The organism is Streptomyces sp. LN549, from assembly GCF_043203805.1.
In the GTDB taxonomy this organism is placed as follows: domain Bacteria; phylum Actinomycetota; class Actinomycetes; order Streptomycetales; family Streptomycetaceae; genus Streptomyces.
Genome location: NZ_JAZHRI010000002.1, coordinates 8,776,131 through 8,792,518, shown reverse-complemented (window position 1 = coordinate 8,792,518; position 16,388 = coordinate 8,776,131). Strand labels below are relative to the sequence as shown.

Sequence of the window (16,388 nt, the reverse complement as noted above, 5' to 3'; positions counted from 1 at the left end):
GCCGCGCGGTCTCACTCGAACGCCGCCGCCGCTTCCTTGAGCGCTGCGGCCACCGCCTCCGGGGAATCGGGCCCCGGTTCCCCCGGGCTGTAGGTCACCGAGTGCAACCGACCCTGGAAGCGGAAGGAGCGATGACGCTCGAACAGCGGCCACGAGACGGGCGACTTGCGGTCGATCCCGACGCTGATGCCCTGGAACGGGGCCATGCCGATGAGCTGGTGCACACTCGGCGGGGTGGCCCGCACCTCTCCGTCGACATCCACCGTGAAGCTCCAGCGCAGGCCCTGCTCCGCCGCAGCCACGAGACGAATCACGTGCTCACCGTGCGCCAGGGGGCCGGCGTCGGTCTCGTGGAGCACGCCGTACTCGTTGTACGCGAGCCGGAGCCGGCCGTCCTCGACGTACAGGCTGTAACCACCGCCCTGGTCGCCGTGGGAGACCAGTACCCCCTCCCCCGTCTCGTCGATCACGACGGCGATCTCGAAGGAACGGAGCGCGACCAGCCGGGAGGAGCGGTAGCGCTCCAGTTCCGGGGTGCCGGGCAGCAGGGTGAGCGGACGGGCCAGACGCTGTTCGGCCGGGTTGCGCCGGGCGAGCGCCCCACTGCCGTCGGGCAGCGGGAAGACGCCGTTGCGCCAGGCGGCTTCCTCCCAGGCAGCGGCCAGTTCCTTGACGAGGCCGGGGCGTTCGGCGGCCAGGTCGTGGATCTCGGTCGGGTCGGTCCGTATGTCGTACAGGGCCCATTCGGAGTCGTCGTAGGGCGTGCCGGGACGGTGGAGGGTGACGAGCTTGTGGCCGTCCCGGTAGAAGCTGCGGTTGCCGGTCATCTCGCAGTACTGCTCGGGGTGCGTGGAGGCGTGTGCCGCGTCGGCGAGCACCGGGGCGAAGCTCACTCCGTCCGGCTCCTGGAGGGTGACGCCCCGCCGGGCGACGGGCCGCTCCAGACCGGCCAGCCGCAGCAGGGTGGGGGCGATGTCGGTGACGTACTGGTACTGCGTCCGCAGGCCGGGAGCGAGCCGGCCCTCGCGGGCACCCTTCGGCCACGACAGCACGAAGGGGACGCGGACACCGCCGGCGTAGGTGTGTCCCTTGTAGAGGCGGAACGGGGTGTTGGAGGCCATGCCCCAGCCGCGCGGGTAGTGCACCAGGCTGCGCGGGCCGCCGATGAGTTCCGGGTCGCGGTCGACGTCCGGGGTCCAGTCGCCCGGCAGGGCGGGGTGGTGGACGAAACGGCTGAAGTAGGAGCGGGTGCCCTCGGCACCGCCCTCCCCGGTGCCACCGTTGTCGGAGGTGAAGACGATGACGGTGTTGTCGAGCTCGCCGAGCGCCTCGAGGGTCTCGGTGAGACGGCCCAGGTTCTGGTCGATGTTGTCGACGAGCGCCGCGTACACCTCCATGTAGCGGGCGTAGAGCTTCTGCTGCTCCCCGGTGAGGCTCGCCCAGGCAGGCACGTCGAGGCCGGCCTCGCTGTTGCGGTCGGGAAGCTCGGTGCCGGGCGGGAGCAGCCCGTCGGCGAGCTGGGCGGCGAAGCGGCGTTCGCGCAGTACGTCCCAGCCGTCGTCGTAGCGGCCCCGGTGGCGGGCGATGTCCTCCTCCTTGGCCTGGAGCGGGCCGTGGACTGCGTTGTGCGCCAGGTAGAGGAAGAACGGCTTGTCGGGGTCATGGGCACGCAGTGACTTCACCATGGAGATCGCCTGGTCGGTGATGTCGTCGGTGTAGTAGTAGTCGTCGGGGAACTCGTCGATGTCCAGCGGGCTGTTGTCGCGGACGAGCTGGTGCGGGTGGAAGAGGCTGGTGAGTCCTTCCAGGACGCCGTAGTACTGGTCGAAGCCCTTGCGCAGCGGCCAGTTGTCCCGGTCGTCGGCGGCGTTGGACGCCGAGTCGCGGACGAGGTGCCACTTGCCGACGGCGTACGTGGCGTAGCCGGAGTCGTGGAGCAGTTCGGCGAGGGTGGGGATGCCGTCGGCGATCTCCATGCCGTAACCCGGGAAGCCGGGGTCGGAGTTGGCGACCATTGCGTAGCCGACGCGATGCGGGTTGAGGCCGGTGAGGAGAGCGGCGCGGGCCGGCGAACACAGCGGCATGGTGTGGTAGTTGCTGAGGCGTACGCCGTCCTCGGCCAGGGCGGTGAGCGTGGGGGTGGCGATCTCGGAGCCGAACGGGGCGATGTCGCTGTAGCCCATGTCGTCGACGAGGACGACGATGATGTTGGGGGCCTTGTGCCCCGGAGTGCGGGACGGGGACCAGGCGGGTTCGGACTCGGCGAAGGTGCGGCCGATCCGGCCGGCGAAGCCTTCGTAGGGGTCGCGTCGGGTGCTGGGAGTCATCGGCGTGGGTCTCCGTGGTCGTGCGTCGGGGAGGAGTGCGTCGGGGCAGCCGGGAAGAGGCGGGCCAGTTCGTCGGCGAGGGCCGTGAGCTGAGCCCGCCCGGGGTGCCCGGCGAAGGCCGCGATCTGGAGCAGGGTGCCGGCGCCGCGGACGGTCAGGAGCTCGGTGTCCAGCAGGCCCGGCACGATGCGCCGGATCGCCTCGGTGGCTGCCGGCTCGGCCAGCAGCTGCGCCAGCGGGGTACGGAGGTTGAGCGCACCCTCGGTGAACTCGTCGGAGCGCGCGGCGGGTTCGCGCGCCGTCTCCGCTCGTTCGCGCTGGGCGGCGACCAGGAGATGGGCCTCGCCCACTTCGCCGGGGTCGCGCGGAACACCGAGCCGCTCGTACTGGTCGGCGGGCGCCTCACTCGCTGCCAGCCGCTCCACCAGCAGCCGGATCATGCGCAGTTCGACGGCGTCGTCGACGAGGGGCTTCTCCTGCTGCGGGTCGGTGTCGAGGTCGAACAGGAGCGTGCCGAACCGCTGCGGCCCCAGCAGCGGGGAGGGGTTGGCGGCGATCTTGAGGGTGCGTACGCCCTTGCTGAAGGCGAACGGTTCGGCCAGGGTCAGGTCCGACAGTTCCGCCGGGGTGAACCGGCCGCGGATCCGGGTCGGCATCAGGGTGTGTTCGTACAGCGGCCGGTTGGTGTCGTCGTGGCAGGCCCGCATGTAGACGTACCGGCCGTCGGTGACGTTCACATGGCCGCCGAACATGCCGAAGAGGGCCGATTCCCGGGGGTGCCGTGACTCCGCGGTCTCGCGCAGGGGCCGGCCCTGCATGTCCGGGGTGCGGCCGGCCCCGAAGAAGTCGAGAAGGGTCGGGGCGAGGTCGATCGTCTGGACCAGCGCGTCGTCACGGCTGCCTGCCCGCTCCGGGCGGCGCGGGTCGTGCACGAACAGCGGAGTGTGGACGAGTTCGTTGTACCAGGGGGTGACGACCTTCGCCCACCACCCCTTCTCCCCCAGCAGATAGCCGTGGTCTGTGCAGACGATGAGCATGGTGTCGTCCCACAGACCGTGCTCGTCCATCGCGTCGAGGACCCGGCCGAGCGAGTGGTCGCACATGGAGAGCAGCGCCGCGTACTCGTAACGGGCGTGGTTCTCCTGGTCCTTCGTCTCGGTGACCCTGTTGTAGTCGGGCCAGTCGAAGTGCGGCCCGTCGTAGTCGTGCGGGTAGAGGTCCTTGTAGTGGTCCTGCGTGAAGAAGGGCTCGTGCGGGTCGAACGTCTCGATCTGCACGAACCAGTTGTCCTCGGCGTGGTTGGTACGCAGGAATTCGAGGCCGGCGTCGAAGGTGAGGGTCTGAGGCTGCTTCGCCTCGGTGTCCAGGTACCGGCGGTTGACCCAGTCCTGACGCCACAGGTCGTTGCGGGTGGTGCGCAGGTCCTCGGGGATCTCGGGCTCCGCGACCTGCCCCTTCCAGGCGTCGCCCTCCTGGCCCCGGAAGAACTCCCATGAGCTGTAGCGGCCGTGGTAGGTGGCGCCGCCGTCCTCCCAGTAGTGCTGGTGGTCGCTGACGAGGTGGGTGTAGACGCCGTGCCGCTTCAGGATCTCCGGCATCGAGTCGTCGAACGGCTCCAGCGGTCCCCAGCCCCGGTGCAGGAAGTTGTGGCGCCCGGTGTGCAGTTCGCGTCGGGCCGGCATGCACGGCATGGAGCCCGCGTAGCAGGTGTCGTAGGTGACCGTACGCTCGGCGAGGCGGCGGAAGTTCGGGGCGTGGATCCAGTCGGCGCCGTACGGCGGCAGAAGATGCCGGTTGAGGCTGTCGAACATCACCATGACGGCCTTCACTGCCTGGTTCGTCCTTCCGGAAGATCGCGGGCGCAGCGGAAGCCGCCGTGGCCGGTCGAGGAGTCAGGGGTGTTGTGGGAGCGGGCGGCGACCCGGTAGCGGTTGCAGTACGAGGCGTGGCACAGGTAGGAGCCGCCGCGGATGACGCGTTCACCCGGTCCGGCGGCATCGGCGCACCACTCCCAGACGTTGCCGGAGGTGTTGTGGAGGCCGTATCCGTTGGGTTCGTACGCGGTGACCGGGACCGTGCCCGTGCGGCCGCCCGGCCGGTCGGACCGGTGCGGGAACGGGCCGCGCCAGATGTTGCACATCTCGCGTCCCCCGGGGGTGAGTTCGTCACCCCACGGATAGCGGGCGCCGTCGAGGCCGCCGCGGGCTGCGTACTCCCATTCGGTTTCGGTGGGCAGCCGCAGTCCGGCCCAGTCGCAGTAGGCCCGGGCGTCGTCGTGGGAGATGTGGACGACGGGGTGGTCGGCCCGGTCCGCGATGCCGGAGCCCGGCCCCTCGGGTGCGTGCCAGGACGCCGCCTCGACGCCCAGCCACCAAGGGGCGCCCGGCACCCGGCCGATGACGTGGCGCCCTGCGGCCGGGGCGAGGAGGAGATGGAACACGTAGGAACTGCCGTAGCGTTCGGCGTCCGTCCGGTAGCCGGTGGCTTCTGCGAAGACGGTCCAGTCGACGTTGCTGACCGCGGTGGTGTCGATGGCGAACGGGGCCACGGTCACCTCGCGCACCGGCCCTTCCCGGTCGGCGAGGTAGCCCTCCCCGAAGGCGTCGCCCATCCGGAAGACTCCGCCGGGCAGTTCGGCCATGGCCCGGTGCGCGACGGCCGGTGGAGGGGCCGCGCGGCGCACCGAGGGCAGCGGGAGCACTCCCGTACAGGGGCGGCCCGGGGCGCAGCACGCGGTCACGCGAGTGCTCCCGTCTTCTGCGTCCGTACGATCCGGGCAGCAGGGGGTACGGGTTCGGGAGCGGCGGCCAGCAGGGCGCGGGTGTACGGGTCTCGGGGGTGCTCGCAGACCTCGTCGGCGCTGCCGGTCTCCACGATCCGGCCCTGGTGCATGACCGCGATGCGGTGGCTGACCTGCCGGACGACCGCGAGGTCGTGCGCGATGAAGACCAGGGCCAGGCCCAGGTCGCGCTGGAGGTCGGTGAGCAGGGCGACGATCTGCGCCTGGACGGAGACGTCGAGCGCGGAGACGGGTTCGTCGCAGATGAGGACGGAGGGTTCGGGGGCGAGCGCGCGGGCGATGCCGATGCGCTGGCGCTGGCCGCCGGAGAAGGAGCGCGGATGGCGGTCGGCGACCGCCGGGTCCAGACCGGCCCGGCGCAGCAGTTCGGCCACCCGCTCCTCCCGTTTGTCCCGGTCGCCCAGGCCGAACGCGATCAGGGGTTCGGCGACGATCTCGCCCACCGTCATCCGCGGGTTGAGCGAGGCGTACGGGTCCTGGAACACCATCTGGACCTGGCGGCGCACCGCGTGCAGGGCGCGCCGTGAGGGCCGGGTGATGTCCTCGCCGCGCAGCCGGATGCTGCCGGCGTCGGCGGAGTGGGCGTGCGCCAGCACCCGGGCAAGGGTGGACTTCCCGGAGCCCGACTCCCCCACGATGCCGAGGGTCTCCCCTGCCGCCAGGGTCAGCGACACGCCGTCGAGTGCGGGGACCGCGTGCCGGCGGGCACCGCGCGACCTGTACGTCTTGTGCAGTCCCTCGGCCTCCAGGACGACTGCGCCGGGTGCCGGTCGGTCGATGCGGGTGGGCGGGGCGGTGGCGGGCAGGGGCTCGGTGCGCCCGGCGGCGGGCAGGCAGGCGACGTGCACCCCGTCCGCTGTCCGGGTGAGCGGGGGTGTCGCCGTACGGCAGCGGTCCTCGACGAGCGTGCAGCGGTCGGCGAAGGCGCATCCGTCCCCGAGCAGGGTGAGGTCGGGTGGGCTGCCGGGGATGCCGGTGAGCCGGGTGCCGGAGGGGGTGGAGAGGCGGGGTACGGCGGCGAGGAGCCCGGCGGTGTACGGATGGCGGGGGCGGGTGAGCACCTCGGCGGTGGGGCCGTCCTCGACGACCGTGCCGCCGTACATGACCAGGACGCGTTCGCAGGCCCGGGCGACGACACCCATGTTGTGCGTGATGAGGACCAGCGCGGTGCCGGTCTCGCGGTTGAGGTCGGCCAGCAGGGTGAGGATCTGGTCCTGGACGGTGGCGTCCAGGGCGGTCGTCGGCTCGTCGGCGAGCAGGATGTCGGGTTCGCCGGCCAGGGCCATGGCGATGAGGATGCGCTGACGCTGGCCGCCGGAGAACTGGTGCGGGTGGTCGTCGGCGCGCCGGTGCGGTTCCGGGACGCCGACCCGGTCCAGGAGTTCGACGGCGCGGGCCCGGCGGGCGGCCTTGTCCCGGTTGCCGTGCGCGCGAAGTACCTCCTCGATGTGGCGGCCGGCCGTCAGGACGGGGTTCAGGGCCGTCATCGGGTCCTGGAAGATCATGCCGATGCGGGCGCCGCGCACCGCGCGCAGCTCCTGCTCGGTGGCGGCGGCCAGGTCCCGGCCGTCCAGGCGCACGGTCCCGGTGGTGATGCGTCCGGTGCCGGGCAGCATGCGGGTCAGGGCGAGTGCGGTGGTGGATTTGCCGGAGCCGGACTCGCCGACGACGGCCAGGGTCTCGCCCCGGTTCAGGGTGAACGAGACGCCGCGGACGGCGCGCAGCGCCGAGCCGTCGGGGGCGGTGAACTCGACACCGAGGTCGCGGACCTGCAGCAGCTCCTGGGCGGTCATCGGCGTATCTCCCGGTTGAGCGCCTCGGCGATGAGCGAGAGTCCGAGGACGAGCGCGGTCACGGTGATCAGGGGGCCCGCGGCGAAGTTCGGGGCCTGGGCGAGATAGGGCATGGACTGGCTGAGTACGGATCCGAGGGTGGGTTCCGGCGGCCGCACCCCGACGCCCAGGAAGCTCATCGCGCCCTCGATGAAGACGGCGACGGTCAGGGAGACGGCGATCTGGACGATGAGCGGGTCGGCGGCGTTGGGCAGGATGTGCCGGACCAGCACCCGGCGGCCGGAACTGCCGCCGACCCGGGCGGCGGTTACGTACTCCCGCTCCCGCTGGACGAGGATCCCGCCGCGCAACAGCCGTCCGAACGCCGGGATCTCGGCGAGTGCGATGACGAGGACGACGGGGAGGCGCCCGGGGCCGAGGATCGCGGTGACGGCGAGCGCCAGGATCAGTCCGGGGAAGGCGAGGAGGAGGTCGAAGACGCGTTGGACGACGGTGTCAGCCACCGGGTGCGCAGCCGCGACGAGGGCGAACAGGCAGCCGAGTGCGGCGCCGAGGGGTACGGCGAGCGCGATGATGCCGAGGTCGGCCCGGATGCCGTGGAGGACCCGGCTGAGAAGGTCCCGTCCCAGGTCGTCGGTGCCGAGCGGATGTCCGGGGGTGCCGAGGCCGGCGAGGCTCTGCCCGCTCTGGTCGGTGGGTCCGTGTCCGGCGAGGAGCGGCGCGAGCAGCCCGGCGAGGATCACGGCGCCGACGAGGACGAGACCCGTGCGGGCGCGTGCGGTGGACAGTGCACTGCGGTAGGGGTGGCGGTTGCGGGGCCGGCCGCGCGCCTTGCGGGCGGCCGGGGGCGGGCCGGCGGTGAGGAGGTCGGTCGTCGAGGTCATGGGGTTACTCCCACCTGATCCGGGGGTCGAGCCAGGCATACACGAGGTCCGTGAGCAGCTGGACGAGGACGAAGACGGCGACCAGGAGCAGCAGGAGATCCTGGACGACCGGGTAGTCCCGGCGCTGGAGGCCCTGCTCGGCGAGCTGGCCGAGGCCCGGCCAGGCGAAGATCGCCTCGACGAGCACGGCTCCGCCGAGCAGGTGCCCCACCTGCATGCCGAGCAGGGTGACGACGGGCGGGAGGGCGTTCGGCACGGCGTGGCGCCACAGCAGCCGGCGCGGGGCGACCCCGGCAGCGGTGGCGGTACGGATGTAGTCCTCGGCGAGTCCTCGTTCGATGCCGTCCTTGAGGTAGCGGCCGAGTACGGCGGCGCTGGGCAGTGCCAGGCAGAGTGCGGGCAGCACCAGGTACTGCGCGGCGAGGTCGGGCGCGGTCAGGAAGGCGACCCGGCCGCCCGGGGGCAGTACGCCGAGGATCACGGCGAACAGCAGCACCAGCAGGACTCCGCTGACGAAGGGCGGCACGGCCAGGGCTGCGGTCGTGGTCACCCGGACCGCGGTGCGGATCCAGCGGCTGCGGGAAGTGGCCCCGAGGACGCCGAAGGCCGTACCGAGCACCACCACGAACAGGAGTGCGGCCAGGGAGAGTTCGGTCGTGGCGCCGAGCCCGTCCCCGATCAGGTCGGCGGTCTGGCCGCCGATCGCGTACGAGGGTCCGAGGTCGCCCGTCAGCAGTGAGCCGATCCAGTGGACGTACTGGGAGAGCAGGGGTGCGTCGAGGCCGAGCCGGTCCCGGATGGCGGCGACGGTCGCCGCGTCCGCGTCGGGGCCCGCGAGGGTGGTGGCCGGGTCGCCGGGGACGAGTCGCAGGATGGTGAAGATCAGGAAGGAGGCGGCGATCAGGACGAGGAGGGCCGACGGCAGCCGGCGGATCAGATAGCTGCGCATGTCACACCAGGTAGGCGTCGTCGAGATTGAGGTACGAGAACTTGTTCAGCGTGACCCCGTGCAGCCCGTCGGCGGCGACCTGGACCTGTCCGCGGACGACGAGGTCGATGAGGAACGCCTCGTCGAGCAGGATGGAAGAGATCTTCTCGTGCTGGGCGTTGGCCTCGGCGGCGCTCGACTCGGGCTTGGTCCAGGCCTCCTGAACCACCTCTGTGTACGCGGCGGAGCGGTACTTGGAGGTGTTCTTCGCCTCGTTGAACGGATAGGCGCTCACCGCGAGGGTGGAGGGCTGGACCTGGGCGAAGCCGTGCCCCATGGTCCACAGGGCAGGCATGTCCTGGGAGATCAGCTTCTTCTGGCCGGTGGCCGGGTCGGTGGGCTGGAGCGTGACGTGGACGCCGACCTGCTTGAGGTCGTACTGGAGGGATTCGGCGATCGCCGTCTCGCTGGGCAACGCAAGGTGGAGCAAAGGCAGTTCCAGCTTGCTGTGCCCTGCGGACTTCAGCAGCTCCCGGGCCTTGGCGGGATTGTGGGAGTAGTGGGTGCGGTGCGCCTCGGTGAACGCGGGCGAGGACTTGGGCCAGGGGGCGGCGGAGGCGAGGCCGTAGCCGCCGAGCGTCTGCGCGAGCAGCCGGTCGCGGTCGACGGCCCAGGCGAGGGCCTGGCGGACGGTCCGGTCGTTCAGTGGGGCGATGGTGGTGTTGACCCCGAGGTATACGGCGCCGCCGCCTGTGTCGTAGTCGCTGATCGTGAGGTGCGGATCGCTCTTGATCACGCCGAGGCTCTTGCCCGGCACGTTGAAGGAGAGCTGGGACTGGCCGGAGCGCAGCGACGAGATCAGGGCGTCGGCCTGGGGTATGACACGCAGTTCGACACCGTCGAGGTAGGGCCGCCCGGCCTGCCAGTACGTGTCGTTCCTGGTCAGGCTCAGACCGGAGCCGGGACTCCACTTCTTCAGCTTGAACGGGCCGGTGCCGATGAGCTGCTTTCCGGTGACGGCGTCCTCGACCGTCTCCGAATCAGCGATGATCATGAACTCGAACAGGTCGAACAGGTTGTTCACCGGGTGTGCCAGCTTGAGCACCAGTTCATGGTCGCCGCGCTTCTCGAATCCGGTGACCGTGGCAGCCGTGGAGCGCAACTGGGCGGCGCGGACCGGGTTCTGAAGGTTCTTCACGGCGAAGATGACATCGTCCGCGGTGAACCTGCGGCCGCTGTGGAACGTCACGTCGTCACGCAGCCGCAGCGTGATGCTGCGTCCGTCCTTGGCGTACGTCCAGGAGCGGGCGAGCTCCGGCTTCGGGCTGAGCCGGTCGTCATAGCGGGTCAGGGTGTTGTAGATCAGCCGGTGCTGGAGGGACTGACCGCTCTGGGAGAACACCAGAGCGGGCGTGAAGTCGCTGTTGACGGCGACGTTGAGCACGCCACCGCGCTTGGGAGCGGCGCTCGCGCCCTGCGGAGCGGATGAGGCCTCCGAAACCGCCGAGCGGCAGCCCGCCAGGCCCAGTCCGAGAAGCAGGGTGCCGCCTCCGGCGGCGCGCAGTGTCGTGCGCCGGGAGGGTCCGGGCGTGAGGGGGTACAGCTCGGTCATCGAAGCCTGCCTGTGACGGTGGAGGACGGTGAAGGGACGTGCAGCGCGACGCACTCGCGCATTGGTTCCGCTGCGGGAGGAATTGAAGGCCGAGGTGGTGCAACCCGAAGGAGGCACAGTTCGGGGGCACTTCAAGGGCGTGCGGGATCAGTGCCGGCAGCACACGAAGACGCGTGTCGGAGCATGAAGGGGTGGGCTGCGGCGCATCAGGCCGTAACGCGGCGCCGGACCTCGGGGAACCGGCTCCGGCCAGGAGCGTCGTTCCGTCGGTGAGGTATCAGCGAGGCGTTGCGAACACCCGGGACGGGCCCGCGGAAGAGATGGTCCGGGTCAGTTGCGGACGGCACAGACCGCGCTGGCCTGTCGACAGAGGTCGACGTGCCTGCGGGAGACGAGGCGCATATCCGGGTTCACGGGAGCAATATGACAGTGGCTTCGCCGGACGGTCAACCCGGTCTGTCCGGATCCTGGTACGGAGCCCCCTGCCGCCCCTGACGAGCGGCTACCGCTGAGACGCGGTCAGCGGGCTCCTGAACAGCGGGTTCAGCAGGATGGTGCCCGCGGCAACGGGGATGACGGCTGTCCCGGCATGCGGACTGACGATCCGTTCCGGGTCCCGGCAGACATGGGAGTGGTCCACCGCCGCGCCCCGGATCTCCTCCAGGTAGTCCGGATTGACGAGGCTGGAGTGCTCGGTGACCACGACCAGATCCGGGTTGAGGACATCGAGCAGCAGGGCGACCGCCCGGCCGACCGCGCGGGCCCGCTCTCGCAGCAGCCGGTCCGCGCGCCGGTCGCCGGACGCCGCGGCGTCCACCACCAGGAACGCGTCCGGCTCGGGCACGATCCCGCGGCGCACGGCAGTCTGCGCGACGGCCGTGTTGGAGGCGGTCGCCTCCAGGCAGCCGGACCGCCCGCAGGGGCAGATGGCCGTGGAGTCCGGCACGGGCAGATGCGCCACGTCACCGGCTCCGGACCCCGGTCCCTGGTGGACCACGCCGGCGATTCCGAGGGCGGCGTCGACCACGTTCCCGATGAAGAGGTGGACCAGGCTGCGGCGTGCCGCGGGCCGGCCGAAGAGGATCTCCGACTGGGCGACGGCCCGGGCGTGGTTGTCGATCCGCACATCGAGTCCGCCCAGGCCACGGGCGAGTTCGGCGGCGAGCGGCCGCTGATGCCAGCCGAGCGCGTCATGCCGCACGGCCGTCCCCGTGACCGGGTCCACCCAGCCCCCGAGAGCGGCGCCCACACCCAGCAGGCGCCGTCCGCGACCCACGTCGCCGAGAAATGCACGCAGCCCCTGGACGATCCGGAGCGACAGCTCGCCCGGCGCTATGCCGTCATGCGGGAGGGCGCGGCGGGCCAGCAGCCGCCCGCGCAGGTCGAGCAGGCCGAACGTCGAACCGGGTACGCCGATGTGGACTCCGGCCGCGACCGGCCCACCGCTCTCACCGGTGTGCAGATCGACCGGGATCTGAGGTCTGCCGACTCCACTGCTCGCCACCAGCTCGGGCAACTCCCGTACCAGGCCGAGGCCTACGAGGTCGGTGCACTGGCGGGACACGGCGGCCGGACTCAGCCCGGAGAGATCGGCGATGGTCCGGCGCGCGACGGGCCCGTGGTCGAGCACGGTGCGCAGCACCGTGGCGGCGTTGGCCTCGCGCCGGCCGTCACCGGTCGCCCGGAAGAAATGGGGGGCAGTTGTCATGGGGCCTTCCTCAGGTGTCATGGGGGCCATCCTCAGGTGTCATGGGCGCCGCCCTCAGGTCCTGCGACACAGGGACGGCCGCAACGTTACGGCGGCGTGAATTCGTCTCCGGGCTCGCGCCCGGCGCCGGAGCCGGGTCTGCAGACCCCTCAGCACGGCAGGAAAAGCTGCAGCTCAGAGGTGATTTCGCGACGCCTGTCCGGAGGTGGTACGGGCCCCGCGCAGGGGCCGATTGAACCACTGCCGGGCGCCCCGCGGGGCGGGGAAGGGCGCTTGACGTACGCCACGGGGCGCTGCGAGTCTCCGGAACATGTTCGCGACGGCCGTTACCGATGCGCGGCCCGCCCGCGCCGGCCGCACCGCAATGCCGCCCGCGTGTCCGGGCCGCTGTACCGCCGCCTGACCAGGCTGCCCCCGCACCGCCCTCCGGACGGCTCTCCACCCATACCTCCGCTCCCGGACAGCACCCGTCCGCAGGCGGCCGCCGCACACCCTCATTTCTTCCGCTCCCAAATTAATCAACTCACCGTCGACCGGGCTCCCGGATCGGCCGACGTACGAGCTTGTCCTTCGAAGGGAATCTGCCATGACTTCCACAACCACCGCCCCTGCACCCGCCGTTACCGTCCAGAAGCTCGGCGGTCGCATCGGCGCCGTCATCTCCGGGGTCCGCCTCGGTGGAGATCTGGCCCCCGAGACCGTCGCGGCCGTCCGGGCCGCCCTGCTGGCCAACAAGGTCGTCTTCTTCCGCGGCCAGGACCACCTGGACGAGGACAGCCACGAGGCGTTCGGCCGACTGCTCGGCACCCCGGTCGCCCACCCGACCGTCCCGTCCGCCGATGGACGCTACTCGCTGGGCATCGACTCCGACCACGGCGGCCGGGCCAACCAGTGGCACACCGACGTCACCTTCGTCCCCGCCTACCCGGCCTTCTCCATCCTGCGCGCCGTCGTCATCCCGCCGTACGGCGGCAACACCCTGTGGTCCAACACCGCTGCCGCGTACGCCGAGCTGCCGGAGCAGCTGCGCACCCTGGCCGACAGTCTGCGGGCCGTCCACTCCAACGACTACGACTACGTCGCCCTGCGTCCGACCGCCCGGCCGGAGGCGCTCGCCAAGTACCGGGAGGTGTTCACCTCGACGAAGTTCCTCACCGAGCACCCGGTGGTCCGCGTCCACCCCGAGACCGGCGAACGTGTGCTGCTCCTCGGCAACTTCGTCCAGCGGATCAGCGGGCTGACCGGGAGTGACTCCCGCGCTCTCGTCGATCTGTTCCAGTCCCACATCGAGCGCCCGGAGAACACCGTGCGCTGGGACTGGCAGGTGGGCGACGTCGCCATCTGGGACAACCGCGCCACCCAGCACTACGGCGTGGACGACTCCGACACCCACGAGCGCAAGCTGCGGCGCGTCACCATCGACGGCGACGTCCCGGTCGGCACCGACGGCCGCTCCTCCACCCTCATCAGCCCCGAGGCGGTGCCCGACCCGTCCTTCGGGATCGCTTCCGGCGCCTCGACGGCCCAGGCCGCCCAGACGGCGGGCGCATGAGCGGGACCACCCCGCACGGTGAGGCACCGGTCCCGGCGGGCGGCGTTGCGCCGCCGCCCGCCGGGGCGCCGCCGCAGGTGATCGTGATCCTCACCGACCAGCAGCGCTGGGACACGGCCGGCGTGCACGGCAACCGGGCGGGGGTGACCCCCGAGTTCGACCGGATCGCCCGCGAGGGCACCCTTTTCGAGCAGGCGATCACCCCCAACCCGGTCTGCGCACCCGCCCGTTCGGCGCTGCAGACCGGCCGCTTCCCGACTGCCACAGGTGTCTTCCGCAACGGGCTTCCGCTTCCCCAGGACATCCCCACACTCGCCGGGGAGTTCGCGGCGGCCGGATATGCGACGGGCTACATCGGCAAATGGCATCTGGCGGGCGACGACCAGCCGGACGGCCCGGTGGCACCCGGCCGCCGGGGCGGCTACGAGAGCTGGCTCGCCTCGGACCGGCTCGAGTTCACCTCGGACGCCTACCGCACGGTGGTGTACGACGCGGACGGGGATGCCGTCCGGCTGCCCGGGTACCGCTCGGACGCCCTGATCGACGCGGCGATCCGCTTCGTGGCCGACCACCACGACCGCCCGTACCTGCTGTTCCTCTCCCTGCTGGAGCCGCACCACCAGAATCCGACCGACGACTACCCGGCTCCGGCGGGCTACCGCGAGCGCTACGAGGGCGCCTGGCTGCCCCCGGACCTCGCCGCGCTCGCACCCGACGCCCCGCAGGGCGGTGCGCACCGCCATCTGGCCGGATACCTCGGGCAGATCAAGCGGGTCGACGAGGGGGTGGGGCGGCTGCGCGACGCCCTGCGCAGCATCGGGACCGAGGAGAACACCGTGCTGGCCTGGACGGCCGATCACGGTTCCCATTTCCGTACCCGCAACAGCGAGTACAAGCGCTCGGCCCATGAGGCGTCCGTCCGTGTGCCGCTCGCACTCACCGGGCCGGGCTTCAGTGGCGGCGGGCTCGTCCGCCGGCCCGTCGGCACGGTGGACCTGATGCCCACTCTGCTGGCGGCCGCGGGCCTCCCGGTTCCCGATGGCGTCCAGGGGCGCTCCCTGCTTCCGCTGACCGGTGGGGGCCTTGATCCGGGCCGGCCCGGCTCCGTGTTCGTCCAGATCAGCGAGGACCGGGTGGGGCGCGTGGTGCGTACCTCCAGGTGGAAGTACGTGGTGGACGCGCCGGGCGCGGACGCCTGGAACGATCCGGGCGCGGACCACTACACGGAGACGGAGCTGTACGACCTGGCGGCCGACCCCTACGAGCTGGACAACCTCGCCGGGCTGGACTCGCACCGGGAGGTCGCCGACGAGCTGCGCCGGGAACTGCTGGGCTGGCTTGAGCGGATCGAGGACGCGAAGCCGGAGATCGAGCGGGCGGTCGCGCGCCCGCCGGGTCAGCGCCGCGCGGAATCGTTCCCGGCCGGGGCACCGTGGGAGGGCGTGCGGTTCGGTCACCGTCCGCGCCCCTGACGGTCCCAGGCCCTCGCCGTTGTCGCTCAGACGCCCCGAGCGACAGCGGCGGCGGGAACGGGCTCCTGACGCGTCCCCGCCGCCCACCGTGCCGCCGGTCCCAGCGCGTACGACGCGGCGAGGACCGTTCCGCCGAGCAGCAGCCAGCCTGCCGTCCCCCATCCGACCAGCAGCGCGGTGAGCAGGAGGGGCCCCAGCGTGCGTGCGACGGTAACGCCGGTGCCGAAGAAGCCCTGGTACTCGCCGATGCGCCCCGCCGGTGCCAGATCGAAGGACAGCTGCCAGGAGCCTGCCGAGTGCAGCATCTCCGCGGCGACCAGCAGCACGGAGCCACCGGCCAGGGCGGTCACCGCGAGCCACGGGTTGTCCACCGCCGACATGGCGAGGACGAGGCAGGTCAGGACCATGAGCGCGCCGGACCGGCGAAGGGCTCGGGCTGCCGTGGGGATCCCGTTCACGGAGCGGGCGGTTCGGACCTGGAAGAGCATCACGGCACCGGTGTTGAGCACGAAGAGCGCGGAGACCACCCACTCGGGAGCCTCGGTCCGCTCGGTGATCCACAGCGGGAGGCCGATGCTGAGCAGCGGCATGCGCATGAGGAGCACAGCGTTGAGCAGCGTGACGACGGCGTACGGCCGGTCCCGCAGCACCGCAAGCTTCGCGCTCCGGTCCCCGGGCACCGCCTCGACGGCCGGCAGCCGGAGCAGGACGAGTGCGCAGAGCAGGAAGCTTGCGGCGTCGACGGAGAAGACCGCGAGGTAGGCCGCCGTGGTTCCGGCGGACAGCGCGAGGCCGCCGAGTGCGGCGCCCACGGCAAGGCCCGCGTTGAGCGTCGACTGCAGGTGGGCGAGCGCACCGGTGCGCTCCTCCTTGGCGACGAGGCCCGCGAGCAGCGCCTGGCGGGCAGCGGCGAGGCCCGACTGCGCGGTGGCGTAGAGGCAGGCGGCTGCGAGGAACAGGGCGAAGTCCCGTACGACGAGAAAGGACGCGACCGCGACACCGGTGGCGAGTGCGAGCAGCACCGCCGTTCCCCGCGGGCCCCGGCGGTCGGCGATCCGGCCGAGGGGCACCCCGACGACGGAGCCGACCGCCCAGGCGACAGTGAGTCCGAGCCCGATCCTGGCGGGGGCGAGGCCGACCACGTGGGTGAAGTAGAGGGCCGAGGTGACGTAGTACGCGCCGTCGCCGACAGAGTTCGTCAACTGGGCGAGCGAGAGCGTTCGTTGAGGCCCTACCGGCGGCAGAAGGTTCGGCATGGCGTTGACGTTACGCAGGGATCGGCTCACCCGTGTGGGGCAATTCAGCACCGCGC

Annotated in this window: 12 protein-coding genes; 2 read left to right on the top strand and 10 right to left on the bottom strand. The window is 71.6% G+C overall.

Features of this window, described 5'->3' with window-relative positions:
* Positions 1-11: 11 nt before the first annotated feature.
* The 9 genes from SH922_RS38870 to SH922_RS38830 form a co-directional block, all read right to left on the bottom strand.
* Complete coding sequence (locus SH922_RS38870; protein WP_393063207.1) at positions 12-2,327, bottom strand: arylsulfatase; 2,316 nt, start codon at positions 2,325-2,327, stop codon at positions 12-14.
* Positions 2,324-4,156: a sulfatase gene (locus SH922_RS38865; protein WP_393063206.1), complete on the bottom strand. Its 1,833-nt coding sequence runs from the start codon at positions 4,154-4,156 to the stop codon at positions 2,324-2,326. The genes SH922_RS38870 and SH922_RS38865 overlap by 4 nt, the downstream gene beginning before the upstream one ends.
* A complete protein-coding gene (locus SH922_RS38860) occupies positions 4,153-4,968 on the bottom strand; it encodes a formylglycine-generating enzyme family protein (protein ID WP_393063811.1) in 816 nt (271 codons plus the stop codon). Before SH922_RS38860 ends, SH922_RS38865 begins: the two co-directional genes overlap by 4 nt.
* 95 nt (positions 4,969-5,063) lie before the next feature.
* On the bottom strand, positions 5,064-6,920 hold the full coding sequence (locus tag SH922_RS38855; protein ID WP_393063205.1) for a dipeptide ABC transporter ATP-binding protein: 1,857 nt from the start codon (positions 6,918-6,920) through the stop codon (positions 5,064-5,066).
* Positions 6,917-7,804, bottom strand: a complete 888-nt coding sequence (locus SH922_RS38850) for an ABC transporter permease (protein ID WP_393063204.1) — start codon at positions 7,802-7,804, stop codon at positions 6,917-6,919. The genes SH922_RS38855 and SH922_RS38850 overlap by 4 nt, the downstream gene beginning before the upstream one ends.
* Positions 7,805-7,808: 4 nt before the next feature.
* Positions 7,809-8,753, bottom strand: a complete 945-nt coding sequence (locus tag SH922_RS38845) for an ABC transporter permease (protein WP_393063203.1) — start codon at positions 8,751-8,753, stop codon at positions 7,809-7,811.
* 1 nt (position 8,754) lies between these two features.
* Positions 8,755-10,344, bottom strand: a complete 1,590-nt coding sequence (locus tag SH922_RS38840; RefSeq protein WP_393063202.1) for an ABC transporter substrate-binding protein — start codon at positions 10,342-10,344, stop codon at positions 8,755-8,757.
* Positions 10,345-10,674: 330 nt separating this feature from the next.
* Positions 10,675-10,746 carry a putative leader peptide gene (locus tag SH922_RS38835; protein ID WP_315986294.1) on the bottom strand — a complete coding sequence of 24 codons (72 nt, stop codon included), beginning with the start codon at positions 10,744-10,746 and terminating at the stop codon, positions 10,675-10,677.
* A gap of 100 nt (positions 10,747-10,846) precedes the next feature.
* Positions 10,847-12,052, bottom strand: a complete 1,206-nt coding sequence (locus tag SH922_RS38830; RefSeq protein WP_393063201.1) for an ROK family protein — start codon at positions 12,050-12,052, stop codon at positions 10,847-10,849.
* A 586-nt stretch (positions 12,053-12,638) separates the two neighbouring features.
* Here SH922_RS38830 and SH922_RS38825 point away from each other — a divergent pair.
* Both SH922_RS38825 and SH922_RS38820 read left to right on the top strand, forming a co-directional pair.
* Positions 12,639-13,604: a TauD/TfdA family dioxygenase gene (locus tag SH922_RS38825; protein ID WP_350998743.1), complete on the top strand. Its 966-nt coding sequence runs from the start codon at positions 12,639-12,641 to the stop codon at positions 13,602-13,604.
* Positions 13,601-15,076 (top strand): sulfatase-like hydrolase/transferase, encoded by a 1,476-nt coding sequence (locus SH922_RS38820; protein WP_393063200.1) that lies wholly within the window; start codon positions 13,601-13,603, stop codon positions 15,074-15,076. Before SH922_RS38825 ends, SH922_RS38820 begins: the two co-directional genes overlap by 4 nt.
* Before the next feature lie 26 nt (positions 15,077-15,102).
* Here the strand turns inward: SH922_RS38820 and SH922_RS38815 are convergent, their stop codons facing one another.
* A complete protein-coding gene (locus tag SH922_RS38815; protein ID WP_393063199.1) occupies positions 15,103-16,332 on the bottom strand; it encodes an MFS transporter in 1,230 nt (409 codons plus the stop codon).
* Between the last annotated feature and the right edge of the window lie 56 nt (positions 16,333-16,388).